Annotated in this window: 20 protein-coding genes and 2 tRNA genes; 10 read left to right on the forward strand and 12 right to left on the reverse strand. The window is 60.2% G+C overall.

Annotated features, from left to right (window positions below; all coding sequences use genetic code 11):
* Positions 1–29 precede the first annotated feature (29 nt).
* Positions 30–1,154: an anhydro-N-acetylmuramic acid kinase gene (locus PV773_RS13160; RefSeq protein WP_347966774.1), complete on the reverse strand. Its 1,125-nt coding sequence runs from the start codon at positions 1,152–1,154 to the stop codon at positions 30–32.
* A 107-nt stretch (positions 1,155–1,261) separates the two neighbouring features.
* Between PV773_RS13160 and tyrS the strand changes: the two genes are divergently transcribed.
* Complete coding sequence (gene tyrS, locus PV773_RS13165; RefSeq protein WP_347966775.1) at positions 1,262–2,515, forward strand: tyrosine--tRNA ligase; 1,254 nt, start codon at positions 1,262–1,264, stop codon at positions 2,513–2,515.
* An 82-nt stretch (positions 2,516–2,597) separates the two neighbouring features.
* On the opposite strand, the gene PV773_RS13170 is transcribed toward tyrS, so the two are convergent.
* Positions 2,598–5,993, reverse strand: coding sequence for a hypothetical protein (locus tag PV773_RS13170; protein ID WP_347966776.1), 3,396 nt, complete (start codon positions 5,991–5,993; stop codon positions 2,598–2,600).
* 96 nt (positions 5,994–6,089) lie between these two features.
* On the opposite strand from PV773_RS13170, the gene PV773_RS13175 reads away from it, so the two are divergent.
* Together PV773_RS13175 and PV773_RS13180 are read left to right on the forward strand one after the other, a co-directional pair.
* Positions 6,090–6,560 (forward strand): peroxiredoxin, encoded by a 471-nt coding sequence (locus PV773_RS13175; RefSeq protein ID WP_347966777.1) that lies wholly within the window; start codon positions 6,090–6,092, stop codon positions 6,558–6,560.
* 80 nt (positions 6,561–6,640) lie between these two features.
* On the forward strand, positions 6,641–7,903 hold the full coding sequence (locus PV773_RS13180) for a M23 family metallopeptidase (protein ID WP_347966778.1): 1,263 nt from the start codon (positions 6,641–6,643) through the stop codon (positions 7,901–7,903).
* 326 nt (positions 7,904–8,229) lie between these two features.
* Here the strand turns inward: PV773_RS13180 and PV773_RS13185 are convergent.
* Positions 8,230–8,306: transfer RNA gene (locus PV773_RS13185), tRNA-Asp, on the reverse strand.
* Positions 8,307–8,519: 213 nt separating this feature from the next.
* On the opposite strand from PV773_RS13185, the gene PV773_RS13190 reads away from it, so the two are divergent.
* Positions 8,520–8,595, forward strand: a tRNA-Val gene (locus tag PV773_RS13190).
* A 258-nt stretch (positions 8,596–8,853) separates the two neighbouring features.
* Positions 8,854–9,624 (forward strand): hypothetical protein, encoded by a 771-nt coding sequence (locus tag PV773_RS13195; protein ID WP_347966779.1) that lies wholly within the window; start codon positions 8,854–8,856, stop codon positions 9,622–9,624.
* An 8-nt stretch (positions 9,625–9,632) separates the two neighbouring features.
* On the opposite strand, the gene PV773_RS13200 is transcribed toward PV773_RS13195, so the two are convergent.
* The 3 genes from PV773_RS13200 to PV773_RS13210 all read right to left on the reverse strand — a co-directional run bounded on the left by PV773_RS13200 (position 9,633) and on the right by PV773_RS13210 (position 12,234).
* The gene (locus PV773_RS13200; protein WP_347966780.1) at positions 9,633–10,394 is read right to left on the reverse strand and encodes an abortive infection family protein; all 762 of its coding nucleotides are present in this window, start codon (positions 10,392–10,394) and stop codon (positions 9,633–9,635) included.
* A gap of 10 nt (positions 10,395–10,404) precedes the next feature.
* The gene (locus tag PV773_RS13205; protein ID WP_347966781.1) at positions 10,405–11,100 is read right to left on the reverse strand and encodes an HIRAN domain-containing protein; all 696 of its coding nucleotides are present in this window, start codon (positions 11,098–11,100) and stop codon (positions 10,405–10,407) included.
* A 129-nt stretch (positions 11,101–11,229) separates the two neighbouring features.
* Positions 11,230–12,234, reverse strand: coding sequence for a hypothetical protein (locus tag PV773_RS13210; RefSeq protein ID WP_347966782.1), 1,005 nt, complete (start codon positions 12,232–12,234; stop codon positions 11,230–11,232).
* A 315-nt stretch (positions 12,235–12,549) separates the two neighbouring features.
* Here PV773_RS13210 and PV773_RS13215 point away from each other — a divergent pair, with 315 nt between their 5' ends.
* The 4 genes from PV773_RS13215 to PV773_RS13230 all read left to right on the forward strand — a co-directional run bounded on the left by PV773_RS13215 (position 12,550) and on the right by PV773_RS13230 (position 19,347).
* Positions 12,550–16,554: a hypothetical protein gene (locus tag PV773_RS13215; protein WP_347966783.1), complete on the forward strand. Its 4,005-nt coding sequence runs from the start codon at positions 12,550–12,552 to the stop codon at positions 16,552–16,554.
* 170 nt (positions 16,555–16,724) lie between these two features.
* Positions 16,725–17,270, forward strand: a complete 546-nt coding sequence (locus PV773_RS13220; protein ID WP_347966784.1) for a recombinase family protein — start codon at positions 16,725–16,727, stop codon at positions 17,268–17,270.
* Positions 17,271–17,582: 312 nt separating this feature from the next.
* Positions 17,583–18,599 carry a hypothetical protein gene (locus PV773_RS13225; protein WP_347966785.1) on the forward strand — a complete coding sequence of 339 codons (1,017 nt, stop codon included), beginning with the start codon at positions 17,583–17,585 and terminating at the stop codon, positions 18,597–18,599.
* A gap of 55 nt (positions 18,600–18,654) precedes the next feature.
* Positions 18,655–19,347, forward strand: coding sequence for a hypothetical protein (locus PV773_RS13230; RefSeq protein ID WP_347966786.1), 693 nt, complete (start codon positions 18,655–18,657; stop codon positions 19,345–19,347).
* A gap of 300 nt (positions 19,348–19,647) precedes the next feature.
* Here PV773_RS13230 and PV773_RS13235 read toward each other — a convergent pair whose 3' ends face one another.
* Together PV773_RS13235 and PV773_RS13240 are read right to left on the reverse strand one after the other, a co-directional pair.
* A complete protein-coding gene (locus tag PV773_RS13235) occupies positions 19,648–20,268 on the reverse strand; it encodes a DUF4339 domain-containing protein (RefSeq protein ID WP_347966787.1) in 621 nt (206 codons plus the stop codon).
* Positions 20,269–20,350: 82 nt separating this feature from the next.
* On the reverse strand, positions 20,351–21,394 hold the full coding sequence (locus PV773_RS13240; protein ID WP_347966788.1) for a hypothetical protein: 1,044 nt from the start codon (positions 21,392–21,394) through the stop codon (positions 20,351–20,353).
* An 81-nt stretch (positions 21,395–21,475) separates the two neighbouring features.
* Between PV773_RS13240 and PV773_RS13245 the strand changes: the two genes are divergently transcribed.
* Positions 21,476–21,697, forward strand: a complete 222-nt coding sequence (locus PV773_RS13245; protein WP_347966789.1) for a helix-turn-helix transcriptional regulator — start codon at positions 21,476–21,478, stop codon at positions 21,695–21,697.
* Here PV773_RS13245 and PV773_RS13250 read toward each other — a convergent pair.
* The 4 genes from PV773_RS13250 to PV773_RS13265 form a co-directional block, all read right to left on the reverse strand.
* Positions 21,685–22,191 carry a hypothetical protein gene (locus PV773_RS13250; RefSeq protein WP_347966790.1) on the reverse strand — a complete coding sequence of 169 codons (507 nt, stop codon included), beginning with the start codon at positions 22,189–22,191 and terminating at the stop codon, positions 21,685–21,687. The two genes, PV773_RS13245 and PV773_RS13250, sit on opposite strands and share 13 nt — an antisense overlap.
* 1 nt (position 22,192) lies before the next feature.
* Positions 22,193–22,570 carry a DUF3768 domain-containing protein gene (locus PV773_RS13255; RefSeq protein ID WP_347966791.1) on the reverse strand — a complete coding sequence of 126 codons (378 nt, stop codon included), beginning with the start codon at positions 22,568–22,570 and terminating at the stop codon, positions 22,193–22,195.
* An 11-nt stretch (positions 22,571–22,581) separates the two neighbouring features.
* A complete protein-coding gene (locus PV773_RS13260) occupies positions 22,582–23,193 on the reverse strand; it encodes a hypothetical protein (protein WP_347966792.1) in 612 nt (203 codons plus the stop codon).
* Between the two features lie 281 nt (positions 23,194–23,474).
* Positions 23,475–25,085 (reverse strand): DUF927 domain-containing protein, encoded by a 1,611-nt coding sequence (locus PV773_RS13265; protein ID WP_347966793.1) that lies wholly within the window; start codon positions 25,083–25,085, stop codon positions 23,475–23,477.
* Positions 25,086–25,158: the final 73 nt, after the last annotated feature.

The raw sequence follows: 25,158 nt of genomic DNA on the forward strand, positions 1-25,158 counted from the left end.
GAATGAAACTTCGATGAAGTCCCCAGCGATCAGGGCTCGGCGCGCACGCCGCCCGTGACGGGCCGGCTGCAGCCGGTCGTCGTCGGGAAGGTGAGCGGCAGGCCGAGCGCCGAGCGCACGGCGAGAAACGCCCAGGCCTCGGCCTCGGTGGCGTCGCCGTCGAGGCCGGCATCCTCGGCGACGATGACCTTTGCACCGGTTCGTTCCGCCCCCGCCCTGAGGTCGCCGACGATATGCGGGTTCTTGCGGCCGCCGCCGCAGACGACCCACAGCTTCGGCACTTCCGGCAGATGCTCGACGGATTTCAGGATCGCCTCGGCGGAGACGTTGGCGAGCGTGCGGGCGCCGTCGGCGAGTTCGAGCCGCTCGGCCAGCGCAAGCGTGAAATCGTTGCGGTCGAGCGACTTGGGTCCGGATTCATCGAAGAACGGGTTGTCGAGGTAGCGAGCGGCCACCTCGGTCACCACGCCGCCTTCGCTGGCAATGGCGCCGCCGGCATCGAAGGGAACGCCGCCCTCGCGGCTGACCCACTGGTCGATCAGCGTGTTGCCCGGCCCGCTGTCGAAAGCGACGGGATCGCCCTTCTCCGGCACATAGGTGATGTTCGAGATGCCGCCGACATTGACGAAGACGGCAGGCTTCATCGCGCCATAGGGCTCGGGCAGCGAACGGGCGAGCGCTGCGTGATAGGCAGGCACCAGCGGCGCCCCCTGCCCACCCTGCGCCATGTCGGCGGCGCGCATGTCGTAGACGACCGGGATGCCGGTCTCCCGGGCGAGCAGGCCGCCGTCGCCGAGTTGGACGGTGAGGCCGAGATGCGGGCGGTGCAGCACCGTCTGGCCGTGAAAGCCGATCAGGTCGGGCTTGCGCCATTCCGCCGGCAGGCCGGCCACGAAATCGCGCACGACAGCTGCGTGGCGCAGCGTGATCTGGCGCTCCAGGTCGGCCAGATCGCCCGGCCTGTCCTTGCGGCGTACGATCGCCTTTGCCGTTTCCAGCGAAGCCTCGATGCGGCGGCGGAAGGCGGCTTCGTAAGCGATCGCCGACGATGGCCCGAACTCGATGGCGTTGACGCCGTCGGTACGCAGGATGGCGATGTCGATGCCATCCATCGAGGTGCCGCTCATCAATCCGATAGCCGTCAGGAACGCCATGAAGCCTGCTGTCCTTGTGATTCCATGGGTTCAGATGCTAAAGCGCCAGCGGCGCCGATCCAATGCCGGGCCGGCCGAGACAATCCGTCCGACAAGAGAACAAGAACATGCCCTCGCTGAAATCCGATTTCCTGAGCATCCTCTGGGAACGCGGCTTCATCCACCAGATCTCGGATGAATCCGGCCTCGACGACCTCTTCGCCAAGGAAATCGTGTCGGCCTATATCGGCTTCGACCCGACGGCATCGAGCCTGCATGCCGGCGGCCTGATCCAGATCATGATGCTGTACTGGATGCAGAAGACCGGCCATCGCCCCGTGGCCCTGATGGGCGGCGGCACGGGCATGGTCGGCGATCCGTCCTTCAAGGACGAGGCGCGCAAGCTGATGACGCCGGAGACGATCCAGTCGAACATCGACGGCATCAAGAAGGTCTTCGCCAATTACCTGACCTTCGGCGACGGCCCGCGCGACGCGCTGATGGTCAACAACGCCGAGTGGCTCCTGCCGCTGAACTACCTCGAATTCCTGCGCGACGTCGGCCAGCATTTCTCGGTCAACCGCATGCTGAGCTTCGATTCCGTCAAGCAGCGCCTCGACCGCGAGCAGTCGCTGTCGTTCCTCGAGTTCAACTACATGATCCTGCAGGCCTACGACTTCGTCGAGCTCAACAGGCGCTACGGCCTGCGCCTGCAGATGGGCGGCTCCGACCAGTGGGGCAACATCGTCAACGGCATCGATCTCGGCCATCGCCTCGGCACGCCGCAGCTCTACGCGCTAACCTCGCCGCTGCTGACCACTTCGTCGGGCGCCAAGATGGGCAAGTCGATGAACGGTGCGGTGTGGCTGAACGCCGACATGCTGTCGGCCTATGACTTCTGGCAGTACTGGCGCAACACCGAGGACGCCGACGTCGAGCGCTTCCTCAAGCTCTACACGGTGCTTCCGCTCGACGAGATCGCAAGGCTCGCGGCCCTCGGCGGCTCGGAGATCAACGACGCCAAGAAGGTGCTGGCAACCGAGGTGACGGCGATGCTGCACGGCCGTGCGGCAGCGGACCAGGCCGCCGAAACCGCGCGCAAAACCTTCGAGGAAGGCGCGCTTGCCGACACGCTACCGACCGTCGAGGTTGCCGGCGACGAATTGAAGGCCGGCATCGGGCTCCTGTCGCTCGTCGTGCGCGCCGGGCTTGCCGCCTCGAACGGCGAGGCCCGCCGCCATGTGCAGGGCGGCGCCGTCAGGCTCAACGACCAGCCGGTCAACGACGAACGACGCGCGGTGACCACCGCCGACGTCACGCCCGAAGGCGTGGTCAAGCTGTCGCTCGGCAAGAAGAAGCACATACTGGTGCGCCCGGCGTAAGGCCCCCCACCCCGCAAAAAGCAGAAATGGCCGGCATTGCCGGCCATTTTGGTATCTGCAGGTTGCCCGTTGGCGGCCGGGCTCAATATTCGAAGATGGTCCGGAAAATGCCGGGCGCGATCACCGACAAAGGATTGACCTGCAGCCTGGGCGCGTTGGCGTCGCCCGAGAGCTTGTAGGTCACGCCGATCAGGCCGCGGTCGCGGCCGTTGCCGAGGATCACGCCGACCAAAGGCAGTTCGCCGAAGAGGCGGTTCAGGCCGTAGGCCGGCATGAAGGTGCCGGTCATGTTCATCTGGCCCTGCTGGTCGTAGAGGACGCCCTGGAAGGTCGTGCCGATCAGCGGCCCGCGCAGCACACCGTTGGCCAGAGCCAGATATTTCTCCCGCTTGTCGATCTGGGCAAAGCCGCGCTCGAACTTGACGCGCGACACGTCAATGTCCTTGCGCACCGCCTGGTTGAGGCTGCGCGTGTCGCCGGCCGGCTTGCTGGACACGATGGAGGCCAGCCGCGGCTCGTCGACCACCCAGAATTCACGCACGTCGACCTGTCCCCTGAGCGGGCCGTTGCCGACCGATTCCAGCGCGAGCGCCAGACTGCCGCCCTGCATGCGCCCGTAGACGTCGAGAAAACGCAGGATCGCACCGGCATCGGCGGAGCGGACGTCCATGCGGCGGCCATCGCCCTTGGGCGCGTTGCTGACGGTGATCAGCCCGCCGGACGCCGCGGTGGCCGCGACGGTGAGGCCGTTGATCCGGCTGCCGGAGCCGGAATAGTCGATCGAGACGTTCTGGAGCGCTTCCCCGCCGAACCCGACCATTTTCGCGACATTGGCGCTCACCGAGACCGAGTTGGAGCCCGCCGACTTGGTCGCGGTGTCAGCGTCGGCCATGAACTGCTTGATCAGCGAACGGGCGTCGAGCGCTTCGCCTTTCACCCGCACGGCATAACCCTTGCCCGAACGCCTGATGTTTACCGAAACCTCGTCGCCGCGATTGAGCTGGACCCGGCTGAACGTGGCCGTCGACAGGCTGCCGCCGGCAAGCGTGACCTCGCCCTTGATGCCGAAGGTATCGCCTTCGAGTTCGAAACCGGAAAGCGTCGCGTTCTGGCCGTCGCCATTCATGACGAACGACACCTTGCCGGGTATGCCCGGCCCCTTGCTCCAGCCAACCCATGGAAAATCCAGCCGGGCGGCGGTGAGATCGGCGACGATGTTGCGCTTGCCCGGTTCCGGCTGCTCGACATCGACCTTGATCGTGCCGGACAGCATCTCCGAAAGACCCGGAATCAGCGCGTTGCGGAGTTTGTCGTCGAGCACCAGCTCCACGTTGCGCTCGCGCTCGAGCCCCTCCTCCTCGCGCAGCGGTTCGACGAGATCGAGCTGAGCCGGGACGCCGTTGAGCTTGCCCTTGGCCGAGATAACGGCCTTGCTGGGGGTGACGGTGATCGAGCCGGTCGCCTCCGACAGCTGCTGGCCGTCGAAGGGCTTCGCCAGCGCGAGCTTCTCGTAGTCGAGCGACACGGCCCAGTCGAGCTTGTCGTTGTCGATGCCCTTGGTCAGCGGGATGTCGGCCTTGACGTTGCCGGTCACGTCGCCGGTCAGTTCCTCAGGCAGGATGCCGACGTGGCGCATGGCATTGATCGGCTCGTAGGAGGCAAGTTCCGCCACTGCGTCGGCGCTGCCCGCCACGTCGATGTCGAGCGCGCCGATGACGGGCGAGACGTTCGCCTTGACCACCTTGAGCTTGCCGTTGCTCGCCGCGACCGTGCGGCCGCTGGGCATGAAGACCGTTCCGGACGACAAGGCGACGTCGACGTCGTTGCCGAAGAACTCGACCACGCCGACGGCGTCGCGGATCGGCGGAATGTGGCCGGCGGTGTCGAACCGCGTGCCTTCGATGCTGAAGCGGCCGAAGACTTCCTGGGCGGTCAGCGGAACGCCGTTGCCCAGGCGGCCGGGCCTGACGTCGAACTGGACGCTGCCTTCCACGACGCGCCCGCCGAACAGGTTCTGCAGGACCCACAGCCGGGCATTGCGGGCCGAGAACCACGGCCAGAGCTGCTTCACATGGGCGACCGGCATGTCGTGCACGTTGAACGCCAGGAAGATGCCCGGCGCCTTGCCCTCGACGAAGCGGACCGAAGCCTTGCCCAGCACCTCGCCGGTGGGGCCGGACTTGACGCCGATCTGGTCGGCCGAGAGCGTCCCGGTCGCCACATCGTAGGTGCCGGCGACGCGGGCGAGGAAGTTCATTCCCGGCTCGGGTGATTCTCCCGGAGCCAGCCGCGATTCGCGGCTGATGAGCTCGAACCGGTAGGCGGCACCGTCGCCCGGGGCATTGGTGGCGGGCCGCGGGCCGATGCCGCCGATGAAATCGAAGGTAGAGCGGTCTGTCGTGACCAGCAACTTGCGGATGTCCAGCTTGTTCAGACCGTCCGCCAGACGCGCGTCGACGGTGATGTCGCCGACCAGCTGGCCGCGCGGGCCGAGGTCGAGCGTGGACTTTCCGATCGAGCCCCGGGCGACGAGCTCCGCACCGCTGGCGGTCTCGCTGCCGGTGATCACAAGGTCCGCCGAGCCGATGCGGCTCGCCTTGGCCGCCGGGACCTGCGCCTGACCGGCGAAGGGGTCCGTCATCGTAACAGACGCTTCGAGCGTGGCGATCCTGTCGGCTTCGGCCTCGCGGCTCGCCTTGGCCGTCAGCTCGACGTCGCGGCCGTCGACGTCGAACGTGGCGGAGACGCGAAGATCGCCGAGGCGGGTCTTGGCAAGCGCGGCGTTCAGAACGCGGACGACTTTAACTTCGCCCCCGGATGGCAGGACGAAATCAACGTTGTCGAGCGTGATCTCGCGCAGCCCGTCCCAGCGCACCGCCTGGAAGCCGCGGCGCACCTCGCGGAAGGTCTCGTCGAGTACCTTCTGCGGCTCCACGAGACCTTGCCCGTTGCGCAACGCGGCCGCCCAGTCCGAACCGCCGCCGCCCGGCACGGCCTCGACGACGATGCGGGCGTCGGAGATCCTGGCATTGCCCAGCCGTATGTCGCCGGACAGCAGGGGCAGCAGCCTGATGCCGAAGCGCATCGACCCGACGCTGGCGATTTCGCCGCCGGCACTGCGCAGCTGGACGTCCGGCACCTCGACGGCGACGAGCTTCAAGCCGTCGAGCGCCAGCCTCACCTGCCCCATCGACACGTCGACGTCGACGCCCGCCAGTTCCTCGATGGCCCGCTCGGCCTCGGAGCGCATCCTGTCCTGGCCGATGCCGGAATAGCTCAACGCCTCGACCGCGATGATCGCCAGAAGCAGCAGCGAACCCACCACGGCGACCGCCGCGAGCGCGCAATGGCCGGCGCGCCGCCACTTCGATGGCCGCGGGCCCAGTTCCAGGCCGGCAGCCGACGGCATCGCGCCAAGATCGGTAATCTCGTCGCGCCTGAAACGGATTTTCTCGTGCCGAAGCACTTCCTGACCCACGCGGTATCCCGTAGTCGTTTCGGTCGTGGACGAATCCAAGTCCGGCATTAATATCCTGACATCCCTGCGAGCCTAACTTCAAACAAGGGTATCGACGTGTCTGATCTCGAGACTGGCCAAGCCGCCCCGCAATTCGCCCTCCCGCGCGACGGCGGGGGTATTCTGACGCTTTCCGATTTCGCCGGCAAACCGATTGTCCTCTATTTCTATCCCAAGGACGATACGACCGGCTGCACGGCCGAGGCGATCGACTTCAGCCGACTCAGACGCCAGTTCGAGGACGCAGGTGCGGTCGTCATCGGCATGTCTCCCGACAGCACCAAGAAACACGACAAATTCAAGGCCAAGCACAATATTGGCATCGACCTGGTGGCAGATGAGGAGCGCACGGCACTGGAGGCCTACGGCGTATGGACCGAGAAGTCCATGTATGGCCGCAAATACATGGGCGTCGAGCGCACCACCTTCCTGATCGGCCGCGACGGCAGGATCGCGCGGATCTGGCGCAAGGTCCGCGTTCCCGGCCATGCCGAGGAGGTGCTGGAGGCGGTGCGCGCGCTGCGCTGAGCGTTGGCCGTCGAAAATCTTTGTTAACCCTAATAATGTGTAATCGGACCGTCGACATCTCGGCGTGAGAGTTCGGTCCGGTGAAAACATCAGCTCAGGCTGCCGCCTTCGGCAGACGCAAGGAACCGCATACGGTCATCATCGCGCGCGGCAACGAGATCCGGCACTTCACCGTGCGCCCCTGGATCGCGGCCGCCGCCGGCTCGGCATTCGCCTTGGCCGCGATCGGCTATCTGACGGCCACGACCTACCTGGTCTTCCGCGACGACCTGATCGGCGCGACCATGGCCCGCCAGGCGCGCGTGCAGCAGGCCTACGAGGACCGCATCTCGGCGCTGCGCGCCCAGGTCGACCGCATCACCAGCCGCCAGTTCCTCGACCAGCAACTGATGGAAACCAAGGTCAGCGAGCTGCTGTCGCGGCAGTCGCAGCTGTCGTTGCGGAACGGCCGACTAGGCCCCGCCCCCGATCAGCAAACCACCTCGCCCGCCGATGCCACGCCGCCCGCCAAAGCTCGGGACGAGCAAGCCAGCCTCATCGGCGCCCCGCAGGCGGAGACGCTCGCCGTGGCGGCGGCAGACGCCAGCCGCCCCTTCTCCTTCTGGTCGACCAGGGTGACCAGCCACGAGGCGGAAAGCCAGGCTGACCGCGCCGACCGGCTGTTCGTGACCCTCAACAAGTCGCTGCGCGCGGTCGAAGACGACCAGATCGAGCGCGTGACGACGCTTGCGAGCGATGCGTATCAGGCGGCGGACACGATCGCCGAAACGTTGCGGGACGCGGGCCTGCCGGCCGACCAGGATTTTGGCAAGGTGGATGTCGGCGGGCCGCTGATCGCGCTCGACGGCCCGATGGCCTTCGACACCAAGGTCAAGGAACTCGACGACGCCCTCGACGCCCTCGACCGGCTCAAGACCGGCGCCCGCAAGCTGCCGCTCGCCAATCCCGCCCCCGGCAGGTCCGTCTCCAGCCCGTTCGGACCGCGCAAGGACCCGCTGATCGGCAGCGCCGCCCTTCATTCGGGAACCGACCTTCGCGCGCCCTATGGAACCGCGGCCCTGGCCACGGCTGCCGGCACCGTTACCAAGGCCGGCTGGAACGGCGGCTACGGCCGCATGGTCGAGATCGACCACGGCGGCGGCTTCGTCACCCGCTATGCCCACCTGAACAAGGTGCTGGCGGTGCCGAACCAACAGGTCGTTCCGGGGCAGCAGATCGGCGAGATCGGCAGCAGCGGCCGTTCGACCGGCCCGCACCTGCACTATGAGGTGCGCCGCAACGGCGAGCCCGTCGACCCGCTGCGCTTCATCCGAATTGGCAACAAGCTCGGGCAGTATCTCTAGAGCAGTTCCGCTTTCCTCGAAGCGCGGAAACGATCTATCTCTTTGTTCTTGCGCAATTCCGGACGGAAAACCGCTGCGCAGTTTTCCTGGAATTGCTCCAAGGACCGCGCGGCGACGTGATTCGCTGCCCGGCAGCGATGAAGTGGACGAGCCGCGACCCCGCCGCCTTCCCCGAAGCCGAATCGCAAGGCCCAGAGTTCCTCACCCGCAAGCCGGACGAGCACCGCCTTCACGCACGCTGGAGCACGCAGACAGAAGATCGAAAATCGATAATGTGGAGGAATTGAAACTCTTTTGAGCTTCCGGACCTAAGTCCTTGAAACGACTGGCGCGAGTGACGGGGCTCGAACCCGCGACCTCCGGCGTGACAGGCCGGCACTCTAACCGACTGAGCTACACCCGCGCTTTGGACGTTGGCGCTGGGCGCCGCGTCGTTGGGCGGTGAATTACGGGGTTCGCGGGGAGGTGTCAAGCGACATCGAGAAGATATTCGACAAACTTCGTCGTCTATTTTTCGCAGTCCGCAAATGCCGCTTGGCCAAGGCTTCACATGCCGTTGCGGCATGCATTTGAACTTGCGGATCAAGGTCGAACCGCTTAAAGCTCCGCTCCGCGGGGGCGATTAGCTCAGTTGGTAGAGCGCTTCGTTTACACCGAAGATGTCGGCGGTTCGAGCCCGTCATCGCCCACCACCCTACAATGCTGTTTTCATTAATTTTCCTAGCGGAAACACCATCCGAAGGCAGCAGCCAACGGCGCGACTAGCAACAATCCAGCAACAGTGGCTTGCTAAAATCTCGTGCCGAATTCTCAGTTTTCCAGCCAAGTAGAAATCGATTCGAGCATACTCGCTAGGATGCGAGTACATCGGCGCGCATCGCACGCCTGCTGGACGCGCCTGACGTCGCTGCGCTATTCGAGGACTTCTGCCCGAACTAATGGGGACGATAATGGGTGGTATGGGCGCGCTGCATGATCGCCTGCATGGTGGGCTTTGGCACACCACGCATCCTCGGCGGTTTCTTTCGATCATCGCGTCCGGTGGACTACGCGTCGAACCGGGCTTGTCCAACTTGGAGCGATGGAAGGCGCAACGACCGGAACATTACCCCCTTGTCAGATTGCTGGGCGGCGTCAGCCTTTTCGACTTCGCCAACTTCGACGCCCGGCGTTATTCGGAAACCCACCCGATGAGCAGTTGGCATCATTTCGTCCCGCATCGACGGGACTGGGGTGTGGCCGTATGGATCGGCATCGCCCGTGCGGCCGTCGCAGACAACTTCATATCAGCCGACGCCCTTGTTGAGCTTTGGGACCAGCCCGGCAAGCGAGGCCATACGATAATGCCAAGGATCGAGGCGGCGCACATCGGCGACCTGCCGAAGAGTGCGTTCGCATCAGCATTCTTGACATGGGAAAACGGGTGCAAGATCCACGACATCGACTTGTCTGCTGATCAAATAGATGTCGATCCGATACTTCAGCATTTCGGGAACGCTACATCGAACCGGCCCCCTCCGCCGATACGCAAATCTCCACCGCAGCGCCCTTCGCTCAAGCTGACCACATTCCTCACGAACGGACAGCTTGCGTGGCCTGTTGCGCAGAAGCGAGGGATCAGCGAGGCATTATTCTATGCGCGGTTGAAAAAGGGCATGACCCCCGACGACGTAGCCTATACCCCCGTGATGCCCCGGGGCTGGCGCTTCCATCGACGCTAGACCGAGGGTCAACGCCCCTCCCGCTCTTTGAAGGTTTCGACAAGGAAGGTGGCAATGGCTCCGGCTGTATTGACCGCAAGGCTGGCATGGCGCGGCGACGGTCTCACGGGCCGCTTCCCACCTTGCCCGTGGGCGTCTGATAGACGATTGCGCAGCGTCCCGATGCCGTTCACAAGAGTCATCGCTCCCCCGAGGATTGCCTTGATCGCCTCCTCCGTGTGCTGGCTTGGCGCGAGGTTCAAGACTTTCGCAGCGCTGTTATAGAGCTTCGGCAAATCGTCTTTATCCGAGTAGGTCTCACCCATCTCATCCAGAATGCGCTTAGTCACAGTTTCGAGGAGCGTTCGAGCGATAGTAATCGCCCCCTCAGGATCCGTGTTTCTGCGGGCGATAGCTTTTGTCCAGACCGAATGAACACCTTGCTCGTCGAACGACACCAGCGCATCGGATGCGGACTGATCACTGGGAGCAGAGTTGCGACTTTCAAGATGGTCCAGTAGCCGCGTGAACGCTCCGGAGATAATCTGCCGTCGCTCCGCATATGTGCCCGCCTCGTTCTTAATGAAAGGCCAGAATGCATTGAGGTTGCGATAGGTCCGCACGAAGTCTGGAAGCAGGTTCTGGATAGTCGGGTCTGCCATGAACTCACGGCGCAGATGCTCGTAAACGTGGTTGTCCGGCGAGCCGCCGGTTGCTGACGCGATCAGGATACCCTCCATCATGGCAACCTGTTCGTTCATGGCGCTCGGGATGTCGCTTAGATCAACCATCGCCTGCCCCCTACTCAGGCGATTGGATCATGCGCCTCACCGCCGACCAAGGCATGATGCGGATTGGACTGCCGCAGGCAATTAGTTCTTCTGCCTTCTGATAGCTTCGACTGCGGCGAATACCAAAATCAAAAGGCTCCTCCCCAATCACGACAAGGATAGTCGTCGTCTTGCCAACACCCGCTGTGACCGTTGCCCCCGCCTGTGCAAGCTGGTGGGCTTCGGGCCCATCAGTCGGCGCACCCATGATTGCAATCCGATGTCCGGCAAATGGGCCGCCATCAGCTGCCGCTGGTCGGCTGGAGGATCGCCGCTTTTCGGAACGGTGGCTGATATCGCCCTCGTCCTGCGGTTGGACCATTCCATTTCCGAAGTCGATTGCCCCCCTCGTCGGAATCGCCAGTCGGACCCCGAAGCTGCCTTCGTCATGTTGGTTGGTTCGCCATCCGCCTACGATCTCCGCCGCACAGCGAGCGACGCTCAGGCCAGCGTGCTGCATTCCGGCCGACACTCGTGCGGCTTGCTCCCGCGGCAGATATGCCACCTTCTGCCCCTTTATGGACACCACGACAGCGTTTTCATCATGAGGGTTTTGCGGTTCTCGCGCTATCTCCGCCTCGAAGCGCGCAGAATGTCCATAGCGGCTATGGCCCCGGCAGAGTCCGGCCAGAGTGTCCTGATAGTTGCGCTCGCCGACCGCATCCATAGGAAAAGATCCATCTCGCCAAACTATATGCGGGTGCCGTTGCTTGGACACGGGTTTGTCCTCGAACTGACTCGTCTTTGCGACCGATCTATTGCTACCAAAAAGCCACGACAAAAGGCCGCCCATCCGTCAGAGCCTCCGAATGAGATTTTTGATCCAACTCATGCTGAACTCGATGGCCCATTCAATCTGGGGCCGGGACAGCGACGGCATTTCAGAAGTTCCGGCACCATGTCCGAACGGGTTGCGGACGTGCGTGAAGAACAACTTCAACGACGTGCTCTCCCACGGGGTAATATAGGCATGGGCTTGAGCGGCAAGGTTGTCGATGTAGTTGTGAGCGCCCCTTTCCCCGCCATGGGTCCACGCCTTCTGGTCGGAGATAATCTTGATCGTGCTTTCGAGCGCGCGAGCCGCGTAGAAGGCTGGGTCGCGTCCGTCCGTGTCTCGAAGGTCTAGCGCTTCCTTCATATCTAGATCCACGTTCTTCCAAACAGTACCTGCAACCATCGACCAGAACGGCGTCTCCACTTCCTTCTGAACAAGATCATCAGACGAAATCTGTATGAACCCATTGTGGTAGTTAAGCGGATATCTAGCCTGACGGAAACGGGTGTTTAGCTCCTCTACTGACGCTTGATAGGCAGCCGTCATAGTTTGTCGCAATTTTCGTGCCCCCTCGTCTGGGTCACCGGGCGACCGCGATCCCAAAAGCGACAGACTTGCACTGAGCTTTTCAAAATCAGAAATGGGAGCCGCATTCATGGCGCCTATTTCCTTCTCTCGTCCCCTGAACCCCAACTCTATCAAACTGAGGCGCTCTTTGATGTGGGTGTCGGGCGCTCCTTGAACCGGTGCTGTTAGCCAGTTTTCGCAGACCTTCACAATCGGCCACTTATATGTCCCCAGCCACAACGCTGAGAGCTCCCGCACGCCCAATTCGCGCGAAAGATTATTATGTATTTCGCTCCAGAAAGCGACGCTGAGGGAGTCTTCGTCGCCTTCGCGATATAATGGATAGATGTCTTCCGCGAGGATGCGGAAGGCTTGAATAAGGAGCCGACTATCGCGTTGCTCGAAGGTTGTCCAAAGCGAGGTCTGTTCGTAGCGGCGGGCAAAAATATCTATAAGCATTCAAGACTCTCATGGTCGCAGTCGGCATTTTGCAAGGGACACCTCAAATCTAACGACTACAACACACGGCAAAGGGGCGAAGACTATCTCTTCATAAATCGGCCCGAGCGCCTGCGATTGTCCATTCGGCGCCCCGCGTTCAGGGCGATGTCGCCCCAACTTTGCCCTCAATCATGCGCTGCACTTTCGCGATCATACGCATCCTGCGACACTGGCGGATAGATGATTCTTCGCTGAAAACAGAACTGAGGAGCAACGACCGTCTACATACCGAGGACCCTCATCGTTGGTGAAAAGACCTTTACTGAAGAGCAGTTGCTTCAGGAAGGAAGGGTCCTTGTTGTCCTAGCCGAGCCCGGCGCTGGTAAGACAGAACTACTCAAAGCACTAGCCAGCCTTCTCCAAACAACCCGGGTCAAGGCGAGCATTTTTCGCAATACGCAATATGCTTGGGGTGCTGGTGCGCTCGTCATTGATGCTATGGACGAGGTTGCGAGGATCGACAGTATTGCCACTGACCAGATCATCGCAAAGGCAAGCGACGTTTCTGCTGCCACAGTCATTTTCGCGGGGCGGTCCAGCGAATGGGATCAAGGGCGCACGACATATGTGGAGCAGTGTTTTGGTGTCACGCCAATCGTGGTCTACCTCGAACCATTTACGGAAGACGAACAGCGCCAACTCTTTTGTGCTGAGTTCCCTGATGAGGATTTTGCAGCTTTTGCCGACCAAGTTCGGCGGTTCGAACTTGGTCCTCTGTTAGGCAATCCCCAGTTTCTGCAACTGTTAGGAGCAGCCTATTTAGAAAGCGGGCGCATCTTCACATCGAAGGCCAAGATATTTGCTGACGCTGTAAAACGACTTGCTCATGAAGCAAATGCGGAATTGGGGCGGCAAAAGGCAAGGCCGCCAACGAGCGAGATCGTAGCCCTTGGCGGCGAAATTTTCGCAAAACTCATGCTCTCCGGCGCCACTGGCATCGCGACTGTTGAGCAGTTGGGCGACCGCGACTTTCCCTACATCAATGACTTGTGCCGGAGCGCTGCCCAGTCGACGTTCTTGATCGACACACGATTGCTAAGACCTTCAGATGACACCAACAAGCACGAGCCCATCCATCGAATCGTAGCCGAATACTGTGCTGCCGAGTATCTCGTAAAGCGCATCCAAGATTCGACGGATCGACTTTCGCTAGAGCGCGTATCGGCGATCATCGCGCCGCACCGCGTCACGCGCGACGAACTCCGTGGCATGCTCGGCTGGGTGGCCGCTCTCGGCCGCGAACCGCTACAGTTTGCAGCAATAGGGCTTGACCCATATGCCGTTCTAGCCAATGGCGACCCCAGCCAACTGACTGCTGCGGCGAAGCGCACGCTCCTGCAAAAATTGGACCAACTTGCTGAAAGCGACCCGCTGTTTCGACGCAGCGATGTCTGGCGACGTTTTAACGTCGGGCAGTTCTTCAGCTTGGACTTGTTGGATTGTGTTCGTGATGTCCTGGAAAAAGCAGGCGCATTGCGCAATCTCGTTCTTGAACTACTGGTCGGCGCTGAGGCCGCCTCGCACCTTGTTCCCGAACTCACTGCCCTAATGAGGAATCCAGCAGCATCTAGTGACACACGTAAGCTGTCGCTAGAAGTATTGCTCAGCACTTCCGGATACGACCCTGCGAAAGATTTCGACGATCTGATCATCGAAGGCTCTGCCGAGGCGCTCGAAATAGCCTCTAGAGCGATAACGAAGCGCGGCGTATCAGCTGTTGGCGCACCTCGGGTTAATGCGTTGCTCGCCAAGTTGAGTGATCTTTACTCGGCCCAAAACAAGCGACATCAGGATGGGGTGTCCCGCTACTTTATCGAACGCCTCGTTCGGTCGATTGGCTTAACCGACGTAATGACCCATCTGGACTATCTCGCGGTCGGACTTGATTGCACGTGCTCTGCGAAGCACGAACATCAATGCACATGCCGCAACGGAGCGAGCAAAATTATTGGAAAACTGCTCGACCGATACTTTGACCTTTCTCCCAATGAACATGAGCCCATACGTGTTTGGTCGTGGATCAAATCGCTGCATTTTGAGACAAGCGTGAACGGCGAGCGAAGTGCAGCGGTTAGACACCTCAGGCAGGATCACGAACTGCGGCGGTCGATGCAACAGTTGGCCGTAGACGGAGCCACTGGCAAGAGCGCCTCACATGCGGTGAATCGGCTTTACTCCAGCCATGGTCATTCGGGACTGCAAATGCTCGACGGTGACCCGTCAGCCCTAAGCCAATACGCCTTCGATCATGGACTGATCGACGTGTGGGCAGCGCTCCTATTTGGTCACAATACGTACAGCGGAGCGAAGGGCCCTAATTCTACGCGTGCGCTCCAGAGAAGCCAGAGCAGAGCGTCACCCGGTTTTCTAGCCGCATGGTCTCGAAAGGAGAAACTACGGCGCGATGGAATCAAGGCGCGAAAAATTGGCCGTATTCGTAATAGCGGGAAGTTTACGCAGCGCGAGGCCGCTACGAAAGAACGGAATCGTGCTCACTTGCGTGCGAACATCACGGAGATTGAGGCTGGGCGACACTGGTGGTGGGTGAGGCGATTTGCCCATAGCTATCTTCTGGAACCCGAAGAACTCGGCGATCTGGTCGACGACGCCCAGACTCCGCTAAGGGCTTTGCGGAACTGCTTCGCTATGCTCGACCCCTATGTTCCATCTGTCGAAGCGTTGGGGCGCCGCGAACGACCTGACATTGCGGAAGTACTTCTAGCAGCCTGCATCGTACGCTTTAGAGCTGGTGAAAGTCTCGAGCCTGTAGACCCGCGAATCTTGGCAGCGGCCAAGACAGAGGCATCGTCGTACCCCACCTTTGCCAACGGGGAAGACGAAGCTTTCGAAGCTGCACTCGACGCCGCACTATTCAAACAGCCCTGTTCCGCGGAGTCGTTTGCTAGGAGCTATTTGGAACAACAATTGGCTGCGACCGAGGACGTTCCGGTCAGTGTGTATTGGCTCAATCAGAAATCTGTGTTCCAGCATTTGAGGGCAACACTACCACTCGAATGGCTTGAGCGCTTTCCACAAATGCCTCTTGAAGCCGCTCGGTCGCTGCTAAGCATGGCCGCAAAACACGGGAACCGAGAAGAATTCCTCGCGCTCATTGACCGGCGTCTTGCTGATCGGACAACCGATAGCGGCAACGACACTGACGCCGACAGACGAACAAGAGCGCGCAGAAAATTCTGGCAGCTCAATGCCTTCTTCTATGAAGCACCGGGCAGCAAGGTGGCTTGGAGCGAGTTAAGGACCGATCCAAACACAATCTTCGCTCTAGAGCATCGGATTGGGCATTTTTCCTCGTATGAGGACGATGACCACCCCCAAATGACGGCAGAAAAGGTATTCCAGATCATGGATACCTACGTCGATGTGTGGCCGAAGGTACCGCTACCCAACAGTTGGGGCTCGGATGACCCAGAAGAGGAAACGGCCTATCGTTTCCTGCGCGACTGCATCTGGAAGATCGCCGAAGACACACCAGAGCGACGCGTCCCAGTACTGGATTTGATGATTTCGGATGCAAGATTTTCGGAATTCCGCGACGTCGCGTTGACATTGCGCGCCGAGGCCAGCCGTCAGATGGCGCTTCAGAATTTCCGCGCCCCACATCCGTCTGAGATCAAGGAAATGCTTGACCAGAATCAGGTGGCATCAGTTGAGGATTTGCGCGCCCTGATGGTCGAGGAATTGGGCGAAATGCAGAAATGGCTCGACAATTCGGAAACCGATCCGTTAGCCGCGTTTTATTCTGGCGGTAAGCGGGTCAACGAGAACACAGCGCGAAACCGCATCGTCGACCGCCTGCAAGGCCGAATGACCGCCTTAGGCCTTCATGTAATCATCGAGCACCATATGTCCGGCGGCAACCGGTGCGATATCACAGCATCAGCAACCATCGAACGTGCTAACTGCCTACTCGTAATCGAAGTGAAGGGGCAGTGGCATAAAGAACTGTATGCGGCTGCCTCGGCACAGTTGGACCAGCGCTACGCAACCCATCCCGACGCGGCTGGACAAGGGGTCTATCTCGCACTTTGGTACGGCAATGGAGAGAAGGTCGCGGGTCTTTCCAATCGGTCGGTTCATACAGCTGCCGATCTGAAAGATCAGATTATCTCGACCATGCCTCCGTTGCTGCAAAGCCGGATAGACGTCGTAGTCCTCGACCTCTCTCGCCCTCCGCCTGTGCCCAAGCGGAAGGGCACATCGGCCACACGCGGAACCAAACAAGCGAAGACGACGCGCGACCGGAAGATCAAAGCCTGATCTATTTCTGCTCGAATCAAGTTTACGGCTCGGCATTAGCTTTTTGGTTGGTGTCACCAAAGGGTATACCCTCGCGTGACGTAACAATCGTTGGCGGCCACTACGTAACATCTGGGTTGACATCGACTATTTGTGACAAGGTAGCGTGGTGTTTTGACCTTGAGGTTACGATGGCTCGCATTGGTTACGCCCGCGTCAGCACGACTGACCAAGACCTTGAAACCCAAATCTTTAAGCTGAGGACCGAAGGCTGCGAGGTCGTTCGGTCAGAGAAAGTATCCGGCGCCAGTCGCGAAGGGCGCAGCGAACTGGCCACGGTGCTGGATTTCCTGCGCCCCGGCGACGAGCTAATGGTGACGCGCCTCGACCGCCTCGGTCGATCAACCCGCGATGTACTGAATCTCGTGCACGAATGCGAGCAGAAGGGCGCGGTTGTCACCGTGCTCGATCCGCATGTCTCGACTCGAGGGGAAATGGGACACCTCGTCCTGACTGTGCTGGGTATGGTCGCGCAGATGGAACGGCGCTTCATCAAGGAGCGTCAGCGCGAGGGCATCGAGAAGGCCAAGGCCAACGGCATTTATCGCGGAGCCAAGCCGCGTATTGACCGAGCGGCCATCTTGGACCTGCACGCCAAAGGCACACGAGCGACAGCTATCGCCAAAGAGGTCGGCTGTTCGCGCATGCAAGTTTATCGTGTTCTGAATGGCAAGTAGTTGTGACATTGCCTATTGCCCCGTTCGAGCCTTGCTCTACGGCTCGCCATGCGATTGAGCGGCCAGTAGCGCAAGAAAGTTATCCTATTCGAGGCAGGCTGCGAATCTGATATCCGCCGGTTTCAACCTCGTTCCGGTCACTTCGGTCAATCGTGGCCCGCCCAAAGGCCGCCGTTGAGATTTGTGAGCTGGTCTGCTGCGAACGACGCAGCGAGATATTGGGCCGCTAAAGCCGTTAGCGGTGTTGCCAAAACAATTCAGCGATGGCTTCTTAGATCAGTATTCTGCTTGGTCGTCTTGGGGGGCGCACCATTGATAGCTGAACTCGGTGAAAGAACCTCGGTCTTTCCGATCCACTTTGACGTGCCAGAGCATGTTCTGCCACTCAACACCTTTGTGGAAACGGCCAAACAGACCGCGGCGCTCATTCGCGCCCTCGGCCATGAACTCGCCGGTGGCACACTGGTCTTTCAGGTCGTCGTCATTCCTCCCGCGGAAGGGTCGTTCAAGACCCGGTTAGGCGTTATGGTGATGGCTGGCGCGGTCGCCTTTTGGGCATTTGTCGAGAGCGACATTGGCAAAGCGTTCGTGAAGGGCATCACCCAGCATGAGCCCGCGCATTGGTCTGAGCACCTTGGAGAGACGATCCGCGATGCGGCAATCGACCTGCTCTCGGAAGAAACTCAAGAAGTGGACGAGGAGGCTCTTTGTGCGGCAGCGGCGGAAATGCTGGTTGAGTTGGCAGCCGATTTCTTGCAGGCGCGCACAGACCAACTCCAGTCGAGCGGCATTACTGTCGAACGCTACAGAGACGCCTACGATGCAAGAAACCAATTCTACCAAGCGTGCGAACATACACCCGGCCTCAAGGGCGTCGGCTTTAGCGAGGCGCCGATTTTTCCGGTTCAGCGCGCAGACTTCATCGCACTACAAGTTTCGATCCCTCCAAAGGAAGATGACCCGGAACCTTGGATTGCCGGACTGACCATTCTGAAAGTGACCTCTCCAAACTGGAACCGTGATGACAAATGGAGGCAGTGGAAAGGTCGCGACTCAAAGGGCCGCGACCGATTCTTTCGAATTGACGACGAGCACTTTTGGCTACTGGTTCGGCAGGAGAGGCTGAACCCCCACATCATCGACACCATCAAGGTACAGTGGGCATTCCAGGGTACGCACGAGAACCCGCGCAATGCGAAGGTTCTCCGCGTACTCAAGTTCAACGATGAGCCCTTGGCTGAACCGCTGGGTGATCGTGCCCTCGACGCTATTTTGGGTGCATTCATTCCTCTAGCGGATGACCAACCGGATCTATTCGAGGGTGAATAGTGCCTCCTGAGTTCGTCCGAGTAACGCAGCGAGAAGTTGACGAAGGAGGGGGCGAGTGACCGATATCGACACTTCACTCATTTTGCAGCCCGAAGACCTGCGTCCAGGGGACATTCTCCTATTTCGGTGGAGCGAGCCCGATAGCCTTGCTCGCCGGATTTCGGCGGGTACCGGCAGTCCGTACACGCACGCCGCAATCTACGTTGGCGACGGAATTGTCGCGGAATCCGTATCGCCGCACGGCGTAGTCCAGAATGCTCTCGCCGATGCCATTGAAGAAAGCGAGTGTGTCGGCGTGTTACGCTCGCAACTTGGTTTCAAAGGCGACCGCCCGGCAGCTCTGGCCAGTTTCGTTACATCCGTCATCGCCGAAGGTAAGCCTTTCCATCGACATGCACTGGTCAGTTTCACGGATGAAAGTTGCGAGTTTTTTGACAACGCCCTGGAGCGGGTTCGCGACAACTATGGACAGGTCGCAACCTCTGCCGATCTGGCGGCACGCAGCTACTTCTGTTCGGGCTTCGTTGTAGCTTGCCTACAAGCCGTTGGATTGATCGGCGACAGCGCGCAGGTCGCCTACCCGCCAGCACACTTCTCGCCAGCTCATCTGCACGCTGACCCGACCTTTGGCTGGCTCCTTGGCTTCCTGCTCCCGCCCGGTGGCAGCGTTCCACAAGACGATCCTTTAATGACGGAGGCCACCAGATGGGCCGATATTGAGGAAGAACCGTGGTGGCAGCACCCCTGACCTGCTACAGGGAGGGCCGCCTGATGCCGATGCAATCCCAATCTTTTAGAGGAATGCGAGTTCGTTGGGGGATTGTTGCGCCGAATGTCCGATGCAACCAGACGATGCCGGTTCCACCTAAGAAGATGTTGAGCAGCAGGATGACCCAGCGGTTGGCCGCGCCAAAACTCAACGATGGTCGGAATCATATAGATGAGGCCAGTATAACCAGCCCGGCTATGATTCCGATTGCGTCCACGATCCCCCGCATATGAAACCGCCGGACGACAGGGCCGCCCATGAGGTTCTGTTGGCCCGAGGCTAGATCTGCGGATCCGACAGTCCGGCAAGGACCACGGCGTAAAACACTAAGCAGCCGATCCAAATGAACAGGTATTTCAGCGAGTTTCTGGTGATGGCCCAACGCCGCCAGAAATAGCCGATAGGTGTCAGCAGCACGAACGGCACCATGGTCCGCAGTTGCGGATTGCGCCTGCTGCGATTGAGATTTCGCGCGTCGGCCCACGCCAGCAGCAGTCCGATCCAAAAGCCGAATACAGGAATGACGTCGCCCGGCACGTGCGCGAACGGGTTGTAGAAAACGATTTCTAACGCGCTGAACAGCAGCGGCGAAAAGGCAAGCAGGTAGGCCCATAGGTCGCTGGGCGGGGCGTAGGGCGGCGCATAGCCCGCAGTAGCCTGCTGCGCGCCCATAGGCAGCTGCGGGGCTGTGACGGCAGCCCCAGCGGCCAGCGGCGGCGGCATGCTGCCTGACAGGCTCGCCAGCGGCGTTTGCGAGGCAAGCCGCCATTCATTGCCAAAGTTCGCCGTCCATACCCGTGTTTCGAGCGGCAGCAGCCGGTTGGCGAACATCAATGCCAGATCGCTCTCAGGGATCGGGCCTCGCTGCTGGCCTTCGTCTTCATAGTACCAATCAGTCATGCTTTCTCCCCGCTGCGCCCGCCCAAATCCGGTCGCCGTTTGCCCGTCATAATTTTTGAGGTTGCCGGTTCAACAATCCGGCTTACGGTTTGCCGTTGAGCAAGCTGGGATTTTCCAGAAACTGCTGCAGTTCACGCCTTTGGTGCGATGTCATTGGCATAGGATCACCCGGCTCGAAGGTGACGCGGTTGTCTGGCCTTGTATCGAGCCATTCCTGGACTTTCGCGGTTGGGAATGACACTCGCCCGTCAAACCCACACGCATTGTAGTTGGCGATCAGAATAACGTCGCTGAGACTGCCGCGCTCGCGCAGCATTATGCCGTCGGCCCAGACAAAGTCGTCGTACTTGCTGGGGCCCGTGATGTGAAACAACAAGTCTGCTGCAGGGTTCGAAACAGACCGGTGCGACAGATAGATGACCGGTTCACCGTTGAAAGTGCCTTTTTCCAGAGGCTCGCGTGGCTCAGTACCTTGCCGTGAGTCCAGTGCAACGCAAGTGTCGCTCGGATAGTTGGGCATGTTGGAGTTTGCGCTGGTCGTTAGAGCATACAAAGCTTCGAGTTCGCCGCTGTCCGGGTGTCGGGTGGGCTTTTGAACCTGCTGCTGAGCTTGGACGTCTGCTGCCCCTTGCAGCATTCTTTCGGCAATGTCGGCTGGAACATCCGAGTTGTTCGCAAACCCGCATGTTTGAGAGTTGGCGGCATAAATGAGCCGATAATTGCCGCTTGCCAGCCTCAGGAGGTGCACCTCTTGAAGCTGATAGAACTCTGCCCTGCTGTACGGAGAGGCGTTTTGTTTGTCTGGCATGAAAGCGAGGAAGGCAGCGCGCGCCTGATATGGGTCCGCAATGCTGATCCAGTCGTCGAGTTCGCCGGAAGGGCTGTCAGCCGACAAGCGCTGCCGTAGTTCGGTCATTTGTACGCGTGCCTCACCATAAGGAACGCAATCGCGCGGTTGCGCCGTGGCAACGCTCGACAGGGATAGCCCAATCAAAGCCGTGGCCAGCGCCAGCCATTTCATCCGGCTCTGGTGGCCGATACGGCCCGGGCTGCGCGACCCGAATGCCGGACGAACGTAACGCCCAATCCGCAGGCCCTTACCTTCGAAAGATCGTTCTCTAATCACCCAAAGCCTCCCGTGCAGCTAATCTGCATTTACATACTATAGTTGATAAACTCAACGGCCAGAATCCCCGATTGGTTGTGCATGAACATGCGCAAACTGGTCGGAAGGAATTTTGCGCGCCTGCGCAAGGCGTCCGGCCTATCGCAGGAGCAGGTGGCGGAGCGTGCCAACCTGACCCAGCAGTACATCAGCGGCATCGAGACGGGTAAGCGCAACCCGACGGTCGAGACGCTCTACTACATTGCGCAGGCCTTGAAGGTGAGCCACGTCGAGCTGGTACAGCCGGACGGTCACGACGACTGAGCCTCCGGATACGTTAGCTGGCTGACGCCCGCTCCCATAGATACCAGCAGAGCCTCGACATGCTCGCGCTCGAATTCGTCGCCATCGCAGAAGGCAAGCAAGTACACGGCCTTCTCCTGTCGCTCGGCATCATTACTGGCGGGATATCGGCACAGTCGAAGGAAGAGGTCCCTCTCGGTCTGGCTGACCTCGTCTAGCCGCTCGAGGTCAGCTTGTGCCGGAGCGTGACCGAGCACGACAGCGTCGGTTCTCTTGCTGATCCGACCAAGCTCCGAGTGCGCCACGCAGTGCGCGCACATAACCTGCATCAGGTCCGAAGACACCGGCTCCGTGTTGTCCATCAAGGCCAGTGAGCCAATTTGGGGAGTGGGCTCCACTATAGCCGCCTCGCCCCTCGTCCTGCGCAAGGCAACTAGCGGCATCGCGAGCCACAGGGGCAGCGCCGACGCCGCCTGCAGGAGTCCACGCCGGTCCGTTGTTGCGCCTGCTGCCATCTCAGTATTCCTCGGAGCGCATGACGGTGAGCACTCGCCGCGTCTGCCGCGGGTCGGTAGGGTCAGGTGATCCGGCAGAAAGGTCTAAGTTGTAGCTGTCGATCTTCCAGAAGTAGCGCGCGCCGTCCTGGTCGATAGCGCCGAAGTCATGTTCACCATATGGATCGTTGTCGCTGTCGAATGCCGCGAAGGCCCGAACCGAACGCAACAGCGCCCGGCGCTCGATCTCCGGCAGAGCGGCCACTCCCGCCGTCATCATCACCGTGCCGCCGACGAAACTTGTGCGGAAGGCATCGTTGAGCGCGCGAACCCTTTCCGCCCGAACAAAAGACCCGGCCGCATCGGCAGCCGGGTTTGCATCACGTCCAGTCTGGCGCATCGCCGCCTCCATCAGGCCGATGCCTTGGGGTGCAGCAGCGCGATCTGCTCTGCCTTGCGGGTGAAGGGCGGATAGTCCAGCCAGTCGCGCCAGCTTAGCCGGAAGACCCCCTCGCCGATCACCTCGACGACGCGGGCCTCGAAATAACCATCATCCTTGCCTTCGCGGGCAAGCACCATCGACCCGACCGCGATCTTCGACCAGTCCTCCGGTCGGGTTGCTGCTGGCCGCTCTGGCATCGATTTCTCGGCGTCGGACGGGGCGCTATCGCCGGTACCCTTCTCGCTGGCCTTGGCGGGCCGCGAGATCATCACCGGTCGAGCCTTTAGCGGCTCAGGCAGGTGGTTGAGCAGCCGCTCAAAGGTCTCGCCCTTCACGAAGGGAACGAAGGCTCGGCCACTGGTGAACAGCTTGCCCTTGGGCAGTCGGATGGCGAGGTCGCGTAGCTCGTCGCCCTCCACCGGCAGTGCAGCCATGCCCATCAGCCTTGCGGCGTCCTTGGCCGGGGCGGCGTCCTCGCCGTCGAACCAACTTGCATGGGCCTTTCCGGCGTCGTCACGCCCGAGCAGGATCAAGGCAGGCGCAACAGCGGGCGACAGTGGTGCTAGTGTAAGTTGGGTCATGAGGCATCCCTGAAAAAGAGAAGGGCCCCGTGTGGGGGCCCTATGGTGAACATTCAGATGGTATCGGTTTCGCCGATAGCGCTCGTTTGGCAGCGGTTGCTGCTTGAAACCTGCGATTGCCTTCATGCTCATGCCGCCTACCAACTATGCCCAGCTTGGCAAAATCGCCATCCGAACGCCCTCAGTATATAGGAATCTTTTCCTCTTGTCAAGCAGGCAGTCGTCAAATTGCATAACGGAAACAAGGGGCGACATAGGCCGCCCCTCGCCAGATGTGGCGACTAGCCCACGATTTCCGCTTTGGCTTGCAACAGCTTCGGGACCGACAGTCGATAGTAGCGGCTGCGACCGAGGCCCGACTGTTTAACCGGAACAGTCAGGTCGCCCGTCGGCGTACGCGTCAAACACTCGTGTCGGAGAAGCAAAGGCAGCACCACGCTGTCGACCACGGATGCCGATCCGAACAACGGTATGATCGACTGCCGTTTGAGGTAAACCACCGACATACCCCCTTCTTTCCGGCGAAAGCCATTTTTCGGTTTGATCGACGGTGCCTTACCAGCGGCAAGTAATGGCAGAGCAGTCTCATCGTCGAGAAAATCGAAGAAATCCAGCCAGCGTTGCCGTGCCTCTGAATCATCGCGTTCCAAAGTCTCGACATACTTCCAGAAGAGCTGCCGCATGGTTTCGGTGACACGATCCTGCGAGACGGGCAACGCATTCAGGCGAACGAGAAGACCACCGGTTGCCGCCATGAAGGCAAAATGTTTGACGATGCGGGCGTAACGCGGAGACAGATTCCCGACATCAGCCAGAAAGCTTGCCTCTTTCTCTTCCACCCATTTCGTCCATGATGTTGGACGGTGCTTGGAAAGCACCTTGGCCCAGCGTGGCAGAACCGTTCCATAATTGCAGGCCAAGAAACGCTCAAGTTCAAGGGCAAGGTCTATGGAATTGGCCTTTCCCGCAAAAATGCCGCCCTCCTCCGCCTTTGGAGGATGCAACTCGATAATTCGGGCGGTGTCGCCCTTATCGAAGTCGATCTTTTCTTCCATAAAGAGTTCGATCAGCGGTCTCTCTGCTGACACGAACGGAATAAGAAATTGCGGATTCGGCTTTGGCCTTTCGTTCAAGCGTTTCTTTGTTGATTTCGCCGACGCGTTGAACACCAAGGCCTTCAGTTTTGTCAAAGCCTCCTTCATTGACGTGCTGGCCTTGATATCGCCAAAGCCCAGACATCTGCCGCCGAACGCTGGAAGATTATCTAGGAAAACTCCCATCGTATCCGCGAAATTCTGGAGGTCTTCCTCCTCGGCATGATTGCCCAATGCATGGGCCAGCCGAATGCAGAGGGTCTTACCACTGCCTGACACTTGGGTAATCGAGGCGGTAAACCCTTGTCCGCGACCGATGCGAGCACCGAGAGGGGCAGCTAAACCCAGAATGTAGGAGAAGAGGAGGTAGTCCGATGCCTCCAAAAATGGCTTCACCCCTTCGATGAAGGATGCAACGTCTCCGGCTTGTTGAGGAGCGGTGGCCGCGCGGTGATCAGGGTCGAAGAGTATCCGCACTTTCGACTTTTGCCGCGAATAGGTGGCCGCTACTGTCACAAACTGATCGTCGTGCCATCCGCCATTTCCGGTAATGCGTTCGATCTTGTGGCTGCGGCTCATAAGGAGTCGCTTGAACACCTCTGCGGGGTCATCCGGTAGGATTGCCCCGGCGTTTGCAAAAGCTGTCTTCGCCCGCCCCACTTCGGTCAACGCGCCCCGGGGAACACGGGCATCTCCAACGCCTTCGTTAGTCGGAAATGATACATGCAAGTAACGAACATTATCTTCGCTGATTTGCTCTTTCGTGACGCGAAAGTCGGCAGCCTTTTTTGAACTCATAAGTGCCTCCATGCCCGTGCACACCGTGCACGGCAAAATTGAAACGGGTTGCGAATTGTTTGTGATTTTCGGG

The organism is Mesorhizobium sp. CC13 (genome assembly GCF_039907765.1).
In the GTDB taxonomy this organism is placed as follows: Bacteria; Pseudomonadota; Alphaproteobacteria; order Rhizobiales; family Rhizobiaceae; genus Aminobacter.